The sequence below is a fragment of the Chryseobacterium capnotolerans genome (assembly GCF_021278965.1).
GTDB lineage: Bacteria > Bacteroidota > Bacteroidia > Flavobacteriales > Weeksellaceae > Chryseobacterium > Chryseobacterium capnotolerans.
In genome coordinates this window covers 1288855-1306689 of sequence record NZ_CP065589.1, presented here as the reverse complement: position 1 = coordinate 1306689, position 17835 = coordinate 1288855, and the positions used below count along the sequence as shown (strand labels likewise).

At 34.0% G+C, this 17835-nt stretch carries 18 protein-coding genes; 8 read left to right on the top strand and 10 right to left on the bottom strand.

Annotation, left to right across the window (positions count from 1 at the left end):
* Positions 1 to 692: 692 nt before the first annotated feature.
* From H5J24_RS06080 to H5J24_RS06065, 4 genes are all read right to left on the bottom strand, one after another.
* A complete protein-coding gene (locus H5J24_RS06080; RefSeq protein ID WP_232816130.1) occupies positions 693 to 935 on the bottom strand; it encodes a helix-turn-helix domain-containing protein in 243 nt (80 codons plus the stop codon).
* Between the two features lie 27 nt (positions 936 to 962).
* Positions 963 to 1394: a transposase gene (locus H5J24_RS06075; protein ID WP_068943954.1), complete on the bottom strand. Its 432-nt coding sequence runs from the start codon at positions 1392 to 1394 to the stop codon at positions 963 to 965.
* 149 nt (positions 1395 to 1543) lie between these two features.
* Positions 1544 to 3058 carry a hypothetical protein gene (locus H5J24_RS06070; RefSeq protein ID WP_141395709.1) on the bottom strand — a complete coding sequence of 505 codons (1515 nt, stop codon included), beginning with the start codon at positions 3056 to 3058 and terminating at the stop codon, positions 1544 to 1546.
* 656 nt (positions 3059 to 3714) lie between these two features.
* Positions 3715 to 5100, bottom strand: coding sequence for a helix-turn-helix domain-containing protein (locus H5J24_RS06065; protein WP_068943956.1), 1386 nt, complete (start codon positions 5098 to 5100; stop codon positions 3715 to 3717).
* A gap of 664 nt (positions 5101 to 5764) precedes the next feature.
* Here H5J24_RS06065 and bla point away from each other — a divergent pair.
* The 6 genes from bla to H5J24_RS06040 all read left to right on the top strand — a co-directional run bounded on the left by bla (position 5765) and on the right by H5J24_RS06040 (position 10494).
* A complete protein-coding gene (bla, locus tag H5J24_RS06060; protein WP_232816129.1) occupies positions 5765 to 6565 on the top strand; it encodes a class A beta-lactamase in 801 nt (266 codons plus the stop codon).
* A gap of 99 nt (positions 6566 to 6664) precedes the next feature.
* Positions 6665 to 7696: a serine hydrolase domain-containing protein gene (locus tag H5J24_RS06055; protein ID WP_068945152.1), complete on the top strand. Its 1032-nt coding sequence runs from the start codon at positions 6665 to 6667 to the stop codon at positions 7694 to 7696.
* A 166-nt stretch (positions 7697 to 7862) separates the two neighbouring features.
* Positions 7863 to 8132: a LytTR family DNA-binding domain-containing protein gene (locus H5J24_RS26135; protein ID WP_068943958.1), complete on the top strand. Its 270-nt coding sequence runs from the start codon at positions 7863 to 7865 to the stop codon at positions 8130 to 8132.
* 381 nt (positions 8133 to 8513) lie between these two features.
* Positions 8514 to 9071: a hypothetical protein gene (locus H5J24_RS06050; RefSeq protein ID WP_232816128.1), complete on the top strand. Its 558-nt coding sequence runs from the start codon at positions 8514 to 8516 to the stop codon at positions 9069 to 9071.
* Positions 9072 to 9151: 80 nt separating this feature from the next.
* Positions 9152 to 9859 (top strand): ABC transporter ATP-binding protein, encoded by a 708-nt coding sequence (locus tag H5J24_RS06045; RefSeq protein WP_068943960.1) that lies wholly within the window; start codon positions 9152 to 9154, stop codon positions 9857 to 9859.
* Between the two features lie 197 nt (positions 9860 to 10056).
* Positions 10057 to 10494 (top strand): hypothetical protein, encoded by a 438-nt coding sequence (locus H5J24_RS06040; RefSeq protein ID WP_068943961.1) that lies wholly within the window; start codon positions 10057 to 10059, stop codon positions 10492 to 10494.
* A 163-nt stretch (positions 10495 to 10657) separates the two neighbouring features.
* Here H5J24_RS06040 and H5J24_RS06035 read toward each other — a convergent pair whose 3' ends face one another.
* The 4 genes from H5J24_RS06035 to H5J24_RS06020 form a co-directional block, all read right to left on the bottom strand.
* The gene (locus H5J24_RS06035; protein ID WP_068943962.1) at positions 10658 to 11458 is read right to left on the bottom strand and encodes a patatin-like phospholipase family protein; all 801 of its coding nucleotides are present in this window, start codon (positions 11456 to 11458) and stop codon (positions 10658 to 10660) included.
* 204 nt (positions 11459 to 11662) lie between these two features.
* The gene (locus tag H5J24_RS06030) at positions 11663 to 12109 is read right to left on the bottom strand and encodes a hypothetical protein (RefSeq protein ID WP_068943963.1); all 447 of its coding nucleotides are present in this window, start codon (positions 12107 to 12109) and stop codon (positions 11663 to 11665) included.
* Positions 12110 to 12133: 24 nt separating this feature from the next.
* Entirely contained in the window at positions 12134 to 13522 is a 1389-nt protein-coding gene (lpdA, locus tag H5J24_RS06025) for a dihydrolipoyl dehydrogenase (protein ID WP_068943964.1), read from the bottom strand.
* Positions 13523 to 13805: 283 nt separating this feature from the next.
* Complete coding sequence (locus H5J24_RS06020; RefSeq protein WP_232816127.1) at positions 13806 to 14012, bottom strand: hypothetical protein; 207 nt, start codon at positions 14010 to 14012, stop codon at positions 13806 to 13808.
* 403 nt (positions 14013 to 14415) lie between these two features.
* On the opposite strand from H5J24_RS06020, the gene H5J24_RS06015 reads away from it, so the two are divergent.
* Both H5J24_RS06015 and H5J24_RS06010 read left to right on the top strand, forming a co-directional pair.
* Entirely contained in the window at positions 14416 to 15297 is an 882-nt protein-coding gene (locus tag H5J24_RS06015; RefSeq protein ID WP_068943965.1) for a hypothetical protein, read from the top strand.
* Positions 15298 to 15485: 188 nt separating this feature from the next.
* Positions 15486 to 15860 (top strand): hypothetical protein, encoded by a 375-nt coding sequence (locus H5J24_RS06010; RefSeq protein WP_068943966.1) that lies wholly within the window; start codon positions 15486 to 15488, stop codon positions 15858 to 15860.
* Between the two features lie 18 nt (positions 15861 to 15878).
* Here the strand turns inward: H5J24_RS06010 and H5J24_RS06005 are convergent, their stop codons facing one another.
* Positions 15879 to 16778 carry a TIGR01777 family oxidoreductase gene (locus tag H5J24_RS06005; protein ID WP_068943967.1) on the bottom strand — a complete coding sequence of 300 codons (900 nt, stop codon included), beginning with the start codon at positions 16776 to 16778 and terminating at the stop codon, positions 15879 to 15881.
* Positions 16779 to 16854: 76 nt separating this feature from the next.
* Positions 16855 to 17559, bottom strand: a complete 705-nt coding sequence (locus H5J24_RS06000; RefSeq protein ID WP_068943968.1) for a YqjF family protein — start codon at positions 17557 to 17559, stop codon at positions 16855 to 16857.
* Positions 17560 to 17835 lie beyond the last annotated feature (276 nt).

Sequence of the window (17835 nt, the reverse complement as noted above, 5' to 3'; positions counted from 1 at the left end):
AAAACTAATAAACATCCAATCAAAATTAAGGATTCATGTTCATAGTCTAGCCATCAACTTCTCATTCTTGATCATAGCTCATTAGCATAATATATAAAAACAGCACCATTTAAGGTAAATGATGCTATTCATACAAGTTGATTGTCAATAGAATTAATCTTCTCTTCTTATTTATTTTTCAATTCTTACCGCTCTCTTTTCACCAGTTCAGTTTCCTGTGTTTGGAACTCAGAATGCATTTTACGCTTTCTATCAAAGAGTTTATAAATCTTAAACGGGTTTTATTTCTAAAAATTATGTAGGAAAGAAGGAATATTTGTATTTAATATACGCTTGGTTTTAATTTTTTAATGATTATTTACCGAATTTTTTTCGATTATATATCAAAAACATTGATTTTACGGAATAAATATAATAAAATATAAGGTTTTGCCAATAAAAACATCAAGATCTTTGAAAAACGAACACAAACGTCAAAATCATCAAACAGACTCATTCTCCTAAAAATGGAGGTCCAATGATAATCTTCAATACAAATAGATTTCTACAAAAAAATCCCAGAACGTATATTCTGGGATTGCTGTTACAATTTTTAATTATTTAAGTGAAAAGATTTCTGAATTTAAACATAGATCCGTTTCCATTTGGTAATGGTATTCCTGCTGATCTTAAACAGGAATGAAAGTTCTTTATTACTGCATGGATTTTTTTTTCTGATAGGCTAAAATTTCAAGAATAGAATTTTGATCATAAGATTTATGTTTTTGGTTGCTCTTACGCTCTCCAAAAATCATGGTATTCAATGTAATCACATCTAAAGCTTCCAGCTTGCTTTTCTTTAAAACTTTTGCACATGCTTCTTTCTTTTCCGGGTATTTCCAATCCAGCATATCCATATAAAGTCTTCTATAATTAGGTCTTATCGCGTCTTCCATATTCCAAATTATTAAATCATAGTTATATTAGAGATTAAATCTTACCTGATGTTTTGTAATCCATTTATACAATGTTGTTTTAGGGATCCTATAATCATTTACAATTTCCTGTTTTGTTTTTTTTCCTGTTTTTATAAGTTCTAATACAAATTCAATAAGTTCATCTGAATAAATATTTTTCCTGAATTGCATAGATTTCTCTTTCCCTTTATTTTTAATCGGATTGAGATATTGAGGACTATAAAGAATCAAATGTTGAGAGTATATCCTAAAAAAATCAAATTTCAGAAGTTTAGACCATTTCAACAGTTCCCCGGTAGAAAGCTCTGATTTTTCAAACATTTCCAACACAGCATCTTCGGAAATTCTGAAAAATTCAGCAATATGCAGCAGGTTAACTTCTATTTCTTCTACTCTATTTTTAATAAGCTTCCCGATATGAATTTCTTTATATAACATATTTATTTTTCTTCTGTTTTAATAAGTTAGAGTATTTCGTAAAATACTCTAACTTATGGATAGGTTATTATAGCAAAGAGTCCTGTTCTACCAGTATGAGGGAAAATACATGGCAGTGACTCTGATATGTAATGTTGTGTTTTTAGAATCTATTGGGCTTTTACCTCTTCTATTTTTATAAAAACCTTAGTTTGATCTGGACGAACTGATCCCGATGCAGGAGCACCTGCCATAATGGTTGCAGTATATGCCGTTTTGGAGCTTACGCTGCTATCTATCCAGGAATATCTCCTATGCTCAGGTCCTGAATTACTGGCATCCATTATACCTTCATTCCCCCAATAGGCATTTCCTAAAGCTCCGGTCGATTGACTAGTCCATGTATTACCTTCTATAGAACCTCCCCATCGATTGATAGGTACATTAGATATAATCCCTGCGCTACCAATATATCCTCCATATTCAGTATTATAATTCCAATACAAGTTTACAACACTTCCTGAGAGATTAATCAACTGTACATTTGGTCTAACGGCAGTAGCAGGGTTGGTTGTATCAAAAATTACTCTAATGGCATATTTACCATCTGGAGTTGATAAAGGTAACGTATAGGATTGTTTTCCATTAAAGGTATCGGTTGTTAAAACCGGGTATCCCATTACTGCGACCGATAAAATTTCGGCTCTGCTGTTATTACCAACAAGAGCGGTACATTCTTGCCCTGTTGTTAGAAATGGTATTTCATTCGAGGTAAAAGGCAAAGACATAGTTCCTGTGGTGGATATAGGTGTTCCGGTAACAGAAAATACCAGTTCACCTGTTCCGTATTCTAAAGTTCCCGGTCTTAATGTGAATGTAAGCCCATTTACAGTAAATGGAGCACCTGCACCATATTTACCTCCATTTCCTTCAGTATAAGTTACTCGTAAATTTCCATTATATGGTACTCCTGCAGTATATGAAGTTGGATTTAAAAATGCTGAATTACAAGCCAAAGAAAGAATTTGTGGAGCTATACTTGAACTGGCATTTACACTTTTCCAAAAAAAGCCATCCCAGTAATAGTAACCCTCCGGAAGATTTCCAGTTCCTCCAGTATTGTAAACCCATAGACCTGTTGCATTAGGTGTTGTTGAATTTAGCTGTAATGTTGAACTAGAGAGGACTACCCTAGGTGGTAAAAATCCTTTGTCTGTCGCATTAACTTCCAGCATAGAAGAACCATTAGGTGTTGGCGTACCAATTCCCACACGTCCATCATCCTGAGATACAAACTCAGTTCCTGAAGTTCTGGCAGTTCCGTCTGATTTAGTACCCAATTCTACTCGGGTATTGGCTGTGTTATCTACCCAGGCATCTTTTGTAGGGTCACCTGATCCGCTACCTCCAAGCGGCTGCCAGATTGTTCCATTCCAGAAATGAAATCCTTTTGTAAATGCTCCGGCATCAGCAATTAAATACACCAACTGCCCATTTACAGTTCCATTGGTCGTTAATGAGTTTACTCTTGGTACAAGTACCCCATCCTGAGCCGTTACTGCTCCAAGATGATTTTTCCCTCTGACATCTAATGTTGATTCAGGGGTGGCTGTATTAATTCCAACTTGGGAATACAGCCCACAGGAAAATAATGCTAGAACCAGCATTGATAAATTTGTTTTCATAATTTGATATTAATATTGGTTTCGTTAATGAATCGTGTTTAGAATGAGGAATCAAAAACAAATCAACATTATCAATCTTACATCAGACAACCTCTTATCCTTAGTCTAAATTTCAAACAAATAAGATTAAACTACCAAAAAACATGGTTCTACAAATATCCTTCAAGAGAAGCAACAGACTGATTATCAATAAAATATTTTCTTAATAAAATCTTAAAAAGTTAATCCAAATACTTTTATGAATGAAAAATTTATACAATTTTCACACTTGTAGTATAAAAAATTCACTAATCCACAACCATATAATAAAAAAACACATGCCCATCTTTAACTTTATGTATCGATACAAAAAATGAATAGCCCAAAAAGGGTTGTTTTCATTAATCTCAGGATGAATAATGGGGAAAAAATTAAAGTTGAAAATGAAATTGGAAAACTCTATCAAGCAATTCATTACAAAGAAATACAACAATAAACACTAAAGTATAATTTTTCAGGAATCATTCTATTGAAGCAATCATTTATCACATCCTATCCTCTTAAAAATGTGATATCTTTTATAGAGCTCCAACAAAACAAAAAGCCATCCCTTTAAAAAGAATAGCTTTAACAATAATCATTTTCAAAATGTAAAGAGGTCTTTATTCCTTATCTATTCAGGAGTCTAGTCCCTGAAAGAATACATAAAGATCCTGATCGCTCGGAACATTAAGTTTTTTTCTTAATCTGTACTTTTTCTGCTGTGCAGATTTGTGCAGTATAGACATATAAGCAGCGATTTCTTTGGAACTGAAATTCAGTTTTATCATAGCACACAAATGCAGATCTGCCCCTGATAAGTCTTCGTTTATATCCAATAATTTCTCTATAAAATCCGGATACACCTCCTGAAAGCGGGTAAGAAAGGCCGAGTCGTTTCTTTTAGCAAGCTGAACAAGATCACTAAAACTTTCATTCACTTTACTGGCTAAAACTTCGGTTTCGTTCGTCAAGAGCTCTGTTTGAGTTTTTAAAATAGTGGTTTCCTCTTTTAACTGGCTCTTTTTATTCTTCATTTTTTTGTATTTCAATGCGAAAACAATCACCAGAATTAATATCAGTATAGTTGAACCCGCAAATAATTTCAGTTTAAAAACCTCAACATCATTTTCTTTCTCCGACAGTACTTTATCAATCAAAAGATTTACCGTTTCATTCTGATCATCAGACTGCTTAGCTTTCGCATCCAGGTATTTATTTTCAAATTCAATTTCCTTTTCCTTATTTCCCATTCCTTTATAAGCCTCAGCTATGGACTGATAGATAAAAGGAACATTATAAGCTCTTTTAGTATCTAAAAAAACATCAAGTGCTTTCTGATAAAAGACTTGTGCTTCAGCATAATCACCCTGACCTTTATAATAATCTCCTGCAACTCTATACACCATTCCTTTTTGGGCATCCAACTGTATTGTATCCTTCTTAATTAGCTCCAGTGATCTGCCAACATATAATTTTGTAGAATCAACACGCCCTGTATAAAGTAAGTGATACTTGGCAAGTAAGCAATTAATCAATGGAGTATTGATAACTCCTTTTGCCTGGTGAAAATAGATAAGTGCAGAATCTTTCCTTCCTGTTTCTGATAAAAAATCCCCTCTATTTGAAAAAACTCTGTTTAGAAAGTAGCTTCTTTTGTCCTGAAGCGGGCATTTCCGGGTATAATAAAGCGCCTTAGAATTGAATTTTAATGCATTATTATACAATCCTGTCACCTTACTCAGCTGACCATATTCCTGAAAAAGTTTTGCTTTAAGAGCCTCATTTTTTGATTCCTGGAGAATCGCTTCTGCTTTTTTTAAAAGCACAAGGCCCTTCTTATAGTTTCCAATACTTACAGATATATTTGACATATTAATGTAGCAAAGAGCCTGCCCATCACGATAACCATCTTTCTGAGCTTTTTGGAGATATTCTTCATTCAGCAGCATACATTTACCATAATTACCAGCAAGCCTCAATACTTCATTTTCGTGAAGCAGCGGGTAATCAAAATTGTTCACAGACAGATTACCTCCCGTACAACTATTAAAAAGAAAGAAGCTGAATATACTTATTATAAAATATACACTCTTTAGGGAATCTAGACCTATCATAAATTAATTACAAATAAAAATTCAATCATAAAAATAATCTGATATTATATTTTGCTGAAAAGTTTAACGAAAATAACAAAACAGATACATCCTACAGAAAAAACACATCCTACAAATATCCCTCACTACAAAATCAATAGAACAAAACAAATGATAATCAATTATTTAAAAAACAGTTTCAATTTAAAATAATCAAAGAAATAAAACCAGAACAAGACCTTGTAGTACCTGATTTTGTCTCATCATAATCTGTAAAACAGATATTTTAACCTCAAAAAACACAGCCAAAATTCATTTTTAAATCCCAATTCAAAGCTACAAATGAACCAAAGAAAAGGTTTATTTACATTTTTCCATTAAAAGATATTGAATAAAATAATACTCTTTGCAGCAGCTATTCCTTTACCGTTTTTAACTATTCGGTACTGATAAAATTGACAAAGAACAGATTCATTTCAGATATCTCTTATCGAAGGTTTCTGATGGATAAAATTGTTGACCTCAAATCAAAAAAAGATACGAGAAATGCATATATTTGGAAATCCAAAACTTTTCCAAATAACCATATAAAATGAAGTCAAAGAAAATCATTCTTACTCTATTTATCTTATTTTTATATCTCCCTTTGTTTTCACAAAACAACACCAATCCGGCATTCAAAAAAATAATTGAAACCATTCTTGCTCATAAAAAAGCAGATGTAGGAGTATCTATTTTAACAGCTGGAACTCTTAAAAAGGAAGTCACCCAGATCAATGGCAATAAACCACTTCCCATGCTCAGTACGTTCAAATTTCCTGTAGCATTAGCTGTTCTTCATAAAGTGGAGAAAGGTGAACTTTCTTTGCAGCAAAAAATCTACATCAAGAAAGAAGAACTTCTTGAGGACACCTACAGTCCGTTTAAAGACAAATACCCGGAAGGAAACATTGAACTAAGCCTTGAAGACTGCCTTCAGTGGATGGTTGTATACAGTGATAATAACTTGACAGATATCCTGCTAAGACTCATCGGAGGTCCTGATGATGTTCAGAATTTCATTAACAGTAAAGATATTGTCATTAAAAATGATGAAGAAGGCATGCATAAGGATTGGGATTCACAATTTATCAATACCATCACTCCCAACGAAGCTATCAGACTCCTAGAACGTTTCTACACTGGGAAAATACTGAACAAGGAACATACAAAATGGCTATATACAGCCATGCTGAATAATGCAACCGGAATCAAAAGACTTAAAGGTAAGCTACCCAAAGATGTTAAAGTGGCCCACCGTACCGGAACCTCATTCACCAATAAAGAAGGAATGACGGGAGCCATTAATGATTATGGAATTATTGAACTTTCAGATAAAAAAGAATCTATATAGCTGTTTTTGTACATGATACTTATGAAACATTTGAAAATTCAGAAGCCATCATTGCAGATATTGCCAAAGCAGCGTATGACTATTATAAAAAATAAATCCATGCCCAGATTATTTCTTATCCTTGCCATTTCAGCATTACTCTCTGTTTCTGTAAAGGCACAAAAAGCAGCTCCTTATTCGAAAAAAATTGACAGTATTATCACTTCTTCTACCCCATTGAAGTTCAACGGAGTGGTTTTAGTCTCTCAAAATGGAAAAACAAAATACCTGAAGGCAAATGGATATAAGGATTTTGAGAAAAAGACAGCCTTAAAAACCGACGATCAGTTTGAAATTATGTCGAATTCTAAACAAGTCACCGCTGTTTTGATTGTACAGGCTGCTGAAAAGGGTAAACTTAACCTCCAGACTCCGATAAAAAAATATCTCCCAACACTTACCCAATCCTGGGCAGATACCATTACCATACACCATCTTTTGAACCATACCCATGGAATTACAGACCTAGAGAAACCAGCTATTTTTAAAGCTGGCTCACAGTTTAAATATGGGAATCTGTCTTATATGCTGTTAGGGAAAATCCTTCAAAATACAACCGGAAAAAGCTTCACAGAGCTCGCTAACTCCCTTTTTAAGAAAATAAAGATGGAGAAAACATTTGTGTATAACAGTACAGATAATCAAGCTCTGGTTCCAGGGTATAGAAGTGAAAATAATCAGTTTGAAAAGGTAGATCGTTCATTTTTAAATGATGATATTGTACCTGCTGCAGGAATTGTTTCTACAGTGGAGGATCTTGCAAAATGGGATCAGGCATTGTTCAAGGGAGAACTTCTTTCACCTCAATTTCAAAAACTGATTCTGACTCCGTCTACATTCTCTCAACACAATGTCTTTGGAAAAGAAAGCATGGGATTCGGATACAACATCAGGTTCATCAAAGAGTCTGGACTTAATTATTATGCAGTGACAGGACTTGGTGATGGCTTTACCTGTCTTAATGTATACTTCCCGTCAACAGATACCAGTTTGGTTATTCTTGAAAATCAAATGCCTCGAAACAGTGAACACTGGAGCTTTCAGGAAGCCGCTATTAAAAATGTGGTCCTAAAAAGTATGACTTCAAAATAGTTTTCTGACTGACAGCATAGAAAATATAAAATACTACAAATGGGGATCCTTTTCATTGTTATTATTATCATTGCTCTGATTACGTTCTTTATATCCAAGTTAAAGCTCCCAAAACGTCAAAAAGTATTGTGGTCTGCAGCTACAATCATTATCGCTTTCATTTTGATTGCTTGAAAGCCAGGGAAATGACGTTAAAATAACCTTATCTACAACCGAAAATTTTATTTCAAAGAATAAAATAACAGATCTGGAACTTCTTTTAGCATCAAAAGGCTTTATAAGAATTCACCGGTCATTTATGATCAATACAGAATTCGTTACCGCTTTTAATAATCATGAAATTCACCTTGGAACCTATAAGATACCCGTGGGAAGGAGTTATCGGCAGAAATTTGAGAACTTTATATCCACATTCTCAAAAAACAGACTTTTATAGCTGTTTATTAATATTTTATAACCCGATTTTCAATATTCTGCCTATATTTTTTTACTTTTCAATGATCATTTTAGCATTTATTTTAATTTTTTGAGACTACTTCTTCAAATCAATAATTTTCACTCTGTTTATCAACCTATTACACTATTACATTTATCTAAATACCACCTAGAGACAAGTGGAGATATTTTTCATCGTAAAGAAATAAAAAACTGTCCCACAAGCCCTTATACAAAGCCAAAAGAGCCTGTCCCTATCTGTTCATTTCTTATCAATATTAAAAAAAAGTATTACTTTTGCTAAAGCGAATAAAATTGTTTTTTAGCCGTTTTATTTGTAAGTTTATGTGCGCCAATATCTAAAACATTAAAATTTCATTCCATGAGAAAAATAATTCTACTTATTACATGTATGTTCGGTATTTCAGTTTTCTCTCAGATTAAAGTATTGAAAAATGAAAGTTTGGTGGAAATCGGCAAAGACAACTCTGTTGGTTTATATAAAAAGGAAGACAAATATACTGTCAATTATCAGGACCTGAACACCAGCAACCTGAATACAATCCGAGCTTTTTCATTTCAAAATCTGAACGGGGACGTTTCAGGACTTTACAAACTCATTATGGATGGCTTCATCTCTAATCCTGAAGAAAATATCGTATTGGAACTTCCCAACGATATCATCGAACTGCATTACGAGAAAAACTATGGCCAGCCCACTGTACAGTTTATTCAGTATATCAATAAGAATAGAAAATATGTGGGAAAATCACAGTTTTTAACTCAAAAACAGGTTGATAAGGTTTTCGGAAGAACAAATGGTAAATATGCCATGTATGATAAGACTCCCGGTATCAATCAGGATGGAAAAAAAGGAGGTGCAAGTACCGCTTCTACCACTACTCCGGCTTCCGGTGCTAAGAAAAAACAAAAAAAATAATTATAATTTATAAATATTGCGAAACTCATTCCATCGAATGAGTTTTTTTATTTTATTTTTGCAGAAAGACATTAAAAATTATGCCGCTTCAGATAAAGAATCTAACTAAGAAATTTGGGGAACAGACTGCCTTAAACAATATCAACATTTCTATTGATAAAAATGAAATCATTGGTCTTCTGGGGCCTAATGGAGCTGGAAAATCCACGCTGATGAAATCTATTGTTGGGGCATTGAGAATTGATGAAGGGGAGATTATTTTTAATGGTCTCAACATTACTCAACATGAGATTGAAAGCAAGAAAAAAATAGGATTTCTTCCGGAAAACAATCCGCTTTACCTGGAAATGTATGTAAAGGAATACCTTCAGTTTGTAGCAAATATTCACAAAATTCCTGAATCTAAAGTAGATGAAGTTATCGAATTGGTAGGAATTACTCCGGAAAAATCAAAAAGAATCGGTCAGCTTTCAAAAGGATATAAACAGCGTGTAGGATTGGCCCAGGCCATTATCCATCAGCCTGATCTATTAATTCTGGATGAGCCTACCAACGGACTGGATCCTAACCAGATCCTGGAAATCAGAAATGTAATCAAAGAAATCGGACAACAGAAGACAGTTTTACTTTCCACGCATATTATGCAGGAGGTAGAAGCGCTTTGTTCCAGGGTTATCCTTATTCACAAAGGGAATATTCTCCAGGACTGTCCGATTGATGAATTTAAAGGGAAGTTTAACAGCTTAGAGGAAGCTTTCGCAAGTTATACTGCTGTTGAAAAAATTTAAAATATATCTTTGAGATTTCTACGAAATGATAAACATTGTTTTCACCCAGTTTTGTCATCTTGTAGAAATCTAATTCTTTTTTAAATAATGTGGTGAAAGATTTCTTAAAAACAAAATCAACAGCCTATTTTTTTTCACTCCCACAACAATGGCTTCATATTTGATGGATTTTGACATTAACCAATAACCATTGCAATATGATTAAGTACTTCTTATTAGGAGCTTTCTCTTTAGCTCAATTTTCTTTTGTTTCGGCTAAAGAAACTTCGGAATTTTCAAAAAGCAACACGATTTGCTACACTGTTTTACAGCAGGTTCCTAAAACAGTAATTATTAAGACTAAGAAATTTAAGATCAGAATTGATAAGCAGCCCAATGGTAAATACCTGTACCAATCCTGGAATGCCAATTCAAAAATTACAGCTAAGCCAAGTATGATTATCAGCGATGGAGAGCTGATTCCAGATGGAAGCGGAGGAAATTATTATTTCAATTTTAATAATCAGGGCCATAGCTATCAGGTTTGGAGAAACTATCTTACCAATTCTGCAAAGAAGGCTCCTTATACTTTGGTAGTTTATGATACGAATGATACCGAAGTTGTACGTCAGGACGCACAGGTAGTTAAAAATTAATATAAAGTTTAGTTCCGGCAGGAAAGCTGGAAGAGAGAAGTTGAAAATTTTTATGATATGAATTTTCAGAAATTTTACATCACTGAAATTTTGCACAAGACTGAATTTAAGTTGCATTAAGCTCAAACATCCCTCTTTCAGCGCTCCTGCTTTTTATTATAGATTATGTTCCGGCCTGTCTTAACTCTGTAAGAAAACGGCTGTCATCATAGCTTTCTTTAGCTGCGGTATAACCAATATCAAAAATCTGCTCCAGACGATCTTTTCCACGTTCGAAAGTTCCGTATGCGGATAGCTTTTGAGAAGAGATAAACCAATCGCAATAATCAAACTTCACTTTTTCAATTCTATAGGAAAGAAGATCATAAGAACGGGAAACAATGGCTTTAATGGAATTCAGATCTTTGATTTTAGCATCATTCGGCGGTGAAACGAATACTCCTATAAGTTTATCACAGTCATCTCTGATAATATCTGCCGGGAAATTGTTCAGGACTCCCCCATCACAATACATTTCATCTCCGATAATATAAGGTGTGGTTATTCCAGGAATAGAACACGAGGCAATGATAGCATCTACTACCTCAAAATCCTTATCAAAAATCTTTTGTGTTCCCCCTACCAGCTCTGTGGCTACAATTTTCACTTCAATATCTAGGTCACCCAATTTCATATCATGGAAAATTGGTTTCAAATAGTTTCTGAAAATGATTGAAGAAACCAATCCGGGTTGATTGAATGCAAAGTGCTTCCAGTTAAAAAAATACACAGAATTGAAAAAATCCAGAATTTCTTCCGGAGTTTTTCCTATGGCATGAAGGCATCCCACAATAGACCCTGCGCTACAACAGGAAAGAATATCTATTTCTACATTTTTCTCCTTCAGGAATTTCAATACTCCTGCATGAGCAATGCCTTTGGTACCACCACCTGACAAAACAAGTCCTACTTTCTCAAAATTCATAGAATAAATGTAAGAAAAGAGCTTGATATAATCAGGTTAATTTTTATAAATATGCTGAATTTAGAATTATTTTAACACAAAGCCGTCAATAACAATCAGAATTTCACCATGAGGCTATTAAACGGGGGAAATATGAGCTAAGTAATGAACCTTGTTAAACTTCTATTAAAAAAGAAAAACCACAGAAAAATCTGTGGTTTTTTACTATTTCTTATTTTCGTCTTTCGGATAAAATCTTGATGCTACCGGTCCAGTCAAACTAGGTTTAAAGTAGTCCATATATCCATTTCTTTCTCCATCATCATATATTTCCAGAAGTCCTACATCTTTTCCAATAATAGGTTCTGAAGAAACAAGTTTCCTTGTAACACCTTCCAAATCTGTAATTTCCATATACTGAATATCAGATTCTTTGATACGTTTCCTTTCCCCTTTTTCAGAAAATGTAAGAACACTTCCTACATAAGTGGCTGCATGATATTTTTTGTTTGAAAAGACTCCTATGTTTAAGACTCTTGTTCTTACAGTATCATTACTGCCTTTTAAAACATATTTAGCAGGAAAATGTCTATCTTTAAATTTAAAGTCTCCTTCCTGAGAATATGTAAAAACAAAGTATAAAATGCTCGAAATGGTTAGAAATTTCTTCATTTTTATATCCAGACTAAATATTAGTTAAATGTGAATCACCTCACCGTAAGCTGCTGCTGCTGCCTCCATGATAGCTTCAGAAACAGTTGGGTGCGGGTGGATAGATTTAATGATTTCGTGACCTGTAGTTTCTAATTTTCTAGCAACTACTGCTTCAGCAACCATATCTGTTACTCCTTCACCAATCATGTGACATCCTAACCACTCACCATATTTTGCATCAAAGATTACTTTGATAAATCCGTCTGTATTTCCGTTGGCAGTAGCTTTACCACTTGCAGAAAGAGGGAATTTACCTACTTTGATTTCGTATCCTTTTTCTTTAGCCTGTTTTTCAGTAAGACCTACAGAAGCTACTTCAGGGTGGCAGTAAGTACATCCAGGGATATTGCCGTAGTCGATTTTCTCAACATGCATTCCTTTGATTTTCTCAACACAAGTGATTCCTTCTGCAGAGGCAACGTGAGCAAGCGCCTGAGTTGGGATAATATCACCGATGGCATAGTAACCAGGTACTGAAGTTTCATACCACTCGTTTACTAAAACTCTACCTTTATCTGTCTGGATTCCTACTTCTTCTAAACCGATATTCTCGATGTTAGCAGCAATACCTACAGCAGATAATAAAACATCAGCTTCAAGAGTAATGTTTCCGTTAGCCGTTTTAACGTTAGCTTTTACTCCTTCTCCTGTTGTATCTACACTTTCTACAGAAGCGTTGGTCATGATTTCGATTCCTGATTTTTTCAGAGATTTCTCTAAATGTTTAGAGATTTCTTCATCTTCTACTGGAACGATATTTGGCATAAATTCAACAACAGTTACTTTAGTTCCCATTGTGTTATAGAAATCAGCAAATTCTACTCCGATTGCTCCAGAACCTACAACGATCATAGATTTTGGCTGCTCAGGAAGAGATAATGCCTGTCTGTATCCAATTACTTTTTTACCATCTTGCGGTAAGTTTGGTAATTCTCTTGAACGAGCTCCTGTAGCGATGATAATGTGGTTGGCAGTATACTCTACTACTTTACCTTCTTTATCGGTTACAGAAACTTTTTTACCTTTCTGTACTTTTGCAGTACCCAGAATTACGTCAATCTTGTTCTTTTTCATCAAGAACTCGATTCCTTTGCTCATTTTGCTGGCAACACCACGGCTTCTCTGAATTACATTCGGGAATTCGAAGCTTGCTTCTACTTTATTTAGTCCATAATCTTCAGCATGGTTGATATAATGAAAAACCTGAGCAGATTTCAATAAAGCTTTGGTTGGAATACATCCCCAGTTAAGGCAGATTCCTCCTAAGTTTTCTTTCTCGATAATTGCGGTTTTGAAACCCAATTGTGCTGCTCTGATCGCAGTAACATATCCACCAGGACCACTTCCAATGACAATAATATCGTAATTCATTGCTTTAAAAATTTTTATGCGAATTTAAGGAAAAATATTGGATGTTTCACGCTTCCGTCAATTGATCTTAAAATCCATCAATAAGCCATTTTCATTTAATTTTAAACAAGAAAAGAGAACACAAAAAGCATTCTCTTTCAACAAAAATTATTTTAAACTATAAATTTCGCAAAATTCATTTTATATAATTTCACATATCAAATTTTAATAAGTGCAAGAAATCCATATTATTTCGCTTGTTTCAGCAATCGTTTTTCAGCCTGGTATCTTTTATTTAAAGCGTTCATCTGATCTTTTTCATCTGTTTGGTGGCCAATGGATGATTCATGATCAGTTTCTTTTCTGTATTGTATTTTTTATCCAGTTCCTTCGCTTTAAGATTGATTAATTCATTTTTTGAAGGATGTGGAGGAGCTGGCGGATGTTTCTGACCGAAAACATTCATCGATAAACCAAATAATAACAGGGTTGAAATCAATACCTTTTTCATGATGCTTATATTTTTGAATGAATTCAACTTTTTGTTGTCTTCATTCGGGTTCATATAGTAACCTGCACATATCATACCAATTATTATATTGTAAAACATATATAATCTACACATTAACATTTGAAATATTAATTGTTTTTATTATAAATAAATTAGTATTTTTTTGTTATTATCATAAAATAAAAGAAATCAAATAATTATAACTCCAGTATATCTTCCCTTACATCAACATCCATATACCACACATTATGTGAACCTTATTATATAAAATAATTTTCCACTTTACAGTCAAAAAAAAATCACCAAATCAGGATTTAAATTAAAATTATATTAAAGTCCATAAAAAAACACCTTCAATAATTATTTTTCTATATTTTTGTGAAAACAATTAAAATAAAACAATATGAGAAAATTTATTTCCATTCTTTTGTTCGGAACAGTGATGATAAATGCACAAGTTGGTATTAATACCACAACCCCTAACAGTACTTTAGCTATCAACGGATCTTTAAGAGCGGGTTATAAAGAAGTAACAACTGCTTCTTATAATATTCTGGCTAACGACCACTATATTACTTACAACGGAGGGGCTAATGCAACATTTACACTTCCAGTGATCGGAACAGGAACAACAAGTTATACGGGAAGGATTTATAAGATTAAAAATATCTCGTCTTCTTCCATTACACTACAAGCTTCAGGTGGTAATACTCTACGAATTGATAATACTCCGGTTGCTTCTTTTGTAATTCCTTTAGGGGCTTATGCTGAAGTAGTAAATAACAGCAATACTGCGGGAGGAACATGGGATTTATCATTTACAGTTCTTCCTAAGCCGAGTAACGTAGAGATTTATGGAACACAGCTTTCTATTCCTCCTCACGGAAACGGATCCGGATCTATTGGAGACTGGGATAGTCATACTGTAAGTACTTACGATACAGGTACCGGAACTGACCGATGGTGGGTGATCAGTAAAACGTCTGTGACCAATGCCCATACAGCAAGTTACTCCAATGCAAGTAGAATGACCATTGTATATGAATATCAGGGAACGCCTTTCAATGTAAGCAATATGTATCCTATATTAACAGCAGGAAATAATTCGAGCTTTCCTGATGTATTTACATCATCATTTGTAAGTCTTGCTAATAATGGTACTGCTGGAAGAACCAGACTTACCGTATCGGTTGCCCGTATTGATTTTATTGGAGCCAACGGAAGTAACAACAGTAACTGGACTGGTACTTTCTTACTGAACTTACTATTGGCAAGAAAATATTAAAAAATGAAAACACTCTCGTAAAACCCGAAATTGTTACCCAAAATATCTACTCCTTCAATGATCCTATTGAGGGAGTAGATATTTTTGAATCATAGGTTTTCCTTAGGGGAATATCAATTTTATATCTCTTATTGTAAAGCATTTTTTATACCTTTATTTATCATTTCATCACCATTCAAAAAACATTTATGAAAAAAGAAACATTAACCAGAGACAACCTTTGGTTGCAGGAACCGGAAGATCATGACTTCCCTGCTGCATTAGACTATCTGGAACTTCTTTTTACTCCTGATAAAGCATGGGAAATTGTTCAGAAACTAAAAGAAGCGTCCACGATTACAAAAAAATCAAAGGATATTCTCAGAGCCAGTAAACTTGCTCTGCTTCCGGATACCAATATCCACGTTAAAGAGAATCTTAAAAAGGTAGAAAAGAATAAAAAACTCTCTCCTATTCTACTGGTACGGGGAGAACATGAACTCATCATTGCTGACGGCTATCACCGTTTATGCTGCAGTTATTATCTGACGGAAGATCTGGAAGTTCCCTGCAGACTGGTATAAATTATACTATTACAAAAATTAAGGTTTCAATAGTTTAAGAAGAGCCTTCTCAAAGGTTGAATAAGAAAATTGAAATCCGCTTTCAAGGAGTTTTTCAGGGTAAACGTTACGGCTTTTCAGTAAAAGCTCGGTTTCTGTTTTCATAAATATAGAGGCAATTTCTAACTGCCATACAGGCGCATCCAATCCAAACGGAGCTTTGAATTGTTTTCTCAGTTTTTTCATCATGGCTTCATTAGATAATGGAACGGGAGCAGTTATGTTTATAGTAGCTTCTATAGTCTTATCCTGGATAATCCAGTCTATGGCTCTGCAAAAATCATCAATATGAATCCAGCTTACCATTTGGTTTCCTCTTCCCTGCTTTCCAGCCAAACCTAATTTTGTAATCATTTTCAGTTTTGGAAATGCACCATCATTATTTCCCAGTACAATGGAAGTACGGAGAGCCACTTTTCTTATTCCTTCATTTTGGATTTTAAAAAATTCCTCTTCCCAACTTTTACAGATATTCATTGAAAAATCATCTCCTATTATTCCGTTTTCTTCTGTATTCATATGTTTTTCGGAATGTACGTAAATGGTTGCAGAACTCGCATTCAGCCAAACTTTTGGTGGTTCAGAACAAAGATTAACGGCTTTCTGTAATATTTTTGTACTGTTTATTCTCGAAGCATAAATCTCTGCTTTATTCTTTTCATGATAGCGGCAGTCAACTGATTTTCCTGCAAGATTGATGAGAATATCAGACTGTTCAAAACTATTTTTCCATTCCCCTATTGTTTTTGCATCCCAATAGATTTCATTTTTACGTTTAGGATTTCGGGTCAGTATATAAACCTGATCTCCTTTTTCTGTAAAGTATTTTTCTAAGTTCTGGCCGAGAAATCCGGTTCCGGCAGCGATGATTATTTTCATTTTTGTAAAGTTTGTGGGTTTGAGGGAGACGGGTTAGGAGATTCGGGTTACGGGTAAATTATAATGTATTTTTATGTTAGAGGATGTACTTTTTTGTTTTCACTTCTATTTCTGAACCTTCAGCCAGCATTACTGAAATAGGATTCTGATGATTAAGGGATTCAAAGTCTTTACCATAAACCTTATGAAAGTCAATTTCTAGATGATAATCTTTAACCTGATAACATTCCCATTTTGGATGGCAGACTTCGTACTCTGAAGTTTTATTTTCTTTTTTGGTAAAACCATAATAATGCTCTGTGATAAATTCAAATTCTGAATTCTTTTCCATCTGTTGTTTTGAAATTTCTGCTGTAATCCGGATAGAGTGCCAGCTTTTATCTTTCCATGAATATTGGATCAGCAATTCATCTTCCTGATAATGAATGAGATTTTTCATGGGTAAAGTATGGTAATTTTCTTTATAAACAGAATTGGCAACAAAACTTAAAGCTGGTTTAGGGACGATTTCTTTGATAAAAACCACTCCTCGTTTCCATTCTCGGTTTTCTTTTTTCTTTACATAAAATCTAAGATTCACTTCTTCGAAATTACGGTGAAAAGGAATAGGCAAGCCTAATAATTTCGTATTTAAAAACATGAAACCAACTAAACTTATATAGCATTTACCTTTATAGAAATCGAGTTCTGTGCCTTCCGGCAGATATTTTAATAATGTTTCAGGATTGATTTCGTAATTGATGATGGCTAGTTTTCTCCATTCTGCTTTTAAAAAATTCATGATTTACGGGTTTTATGGGATTGGGTTGATTGTTTTGGTTTTTTGGGCTGGTGGATTGGTGGTTGATAGAATTTTATTCTATCCTGGGTAAAATTGCCGCTTTGGGACTGGTTGTGTGATTGTGGATGGTTCTATGATGGATGATTGTGAATGGTTATGGGGCGGTTGTTATTATTGTTGTTTGATTGTTGATTCTGCAGTGTTTTTTATTAATCGGTTTCTTTCCAGAAGAAAATTTTTAAGGTAATTTTTGAGAAATAATTGGTTGAATAGTTT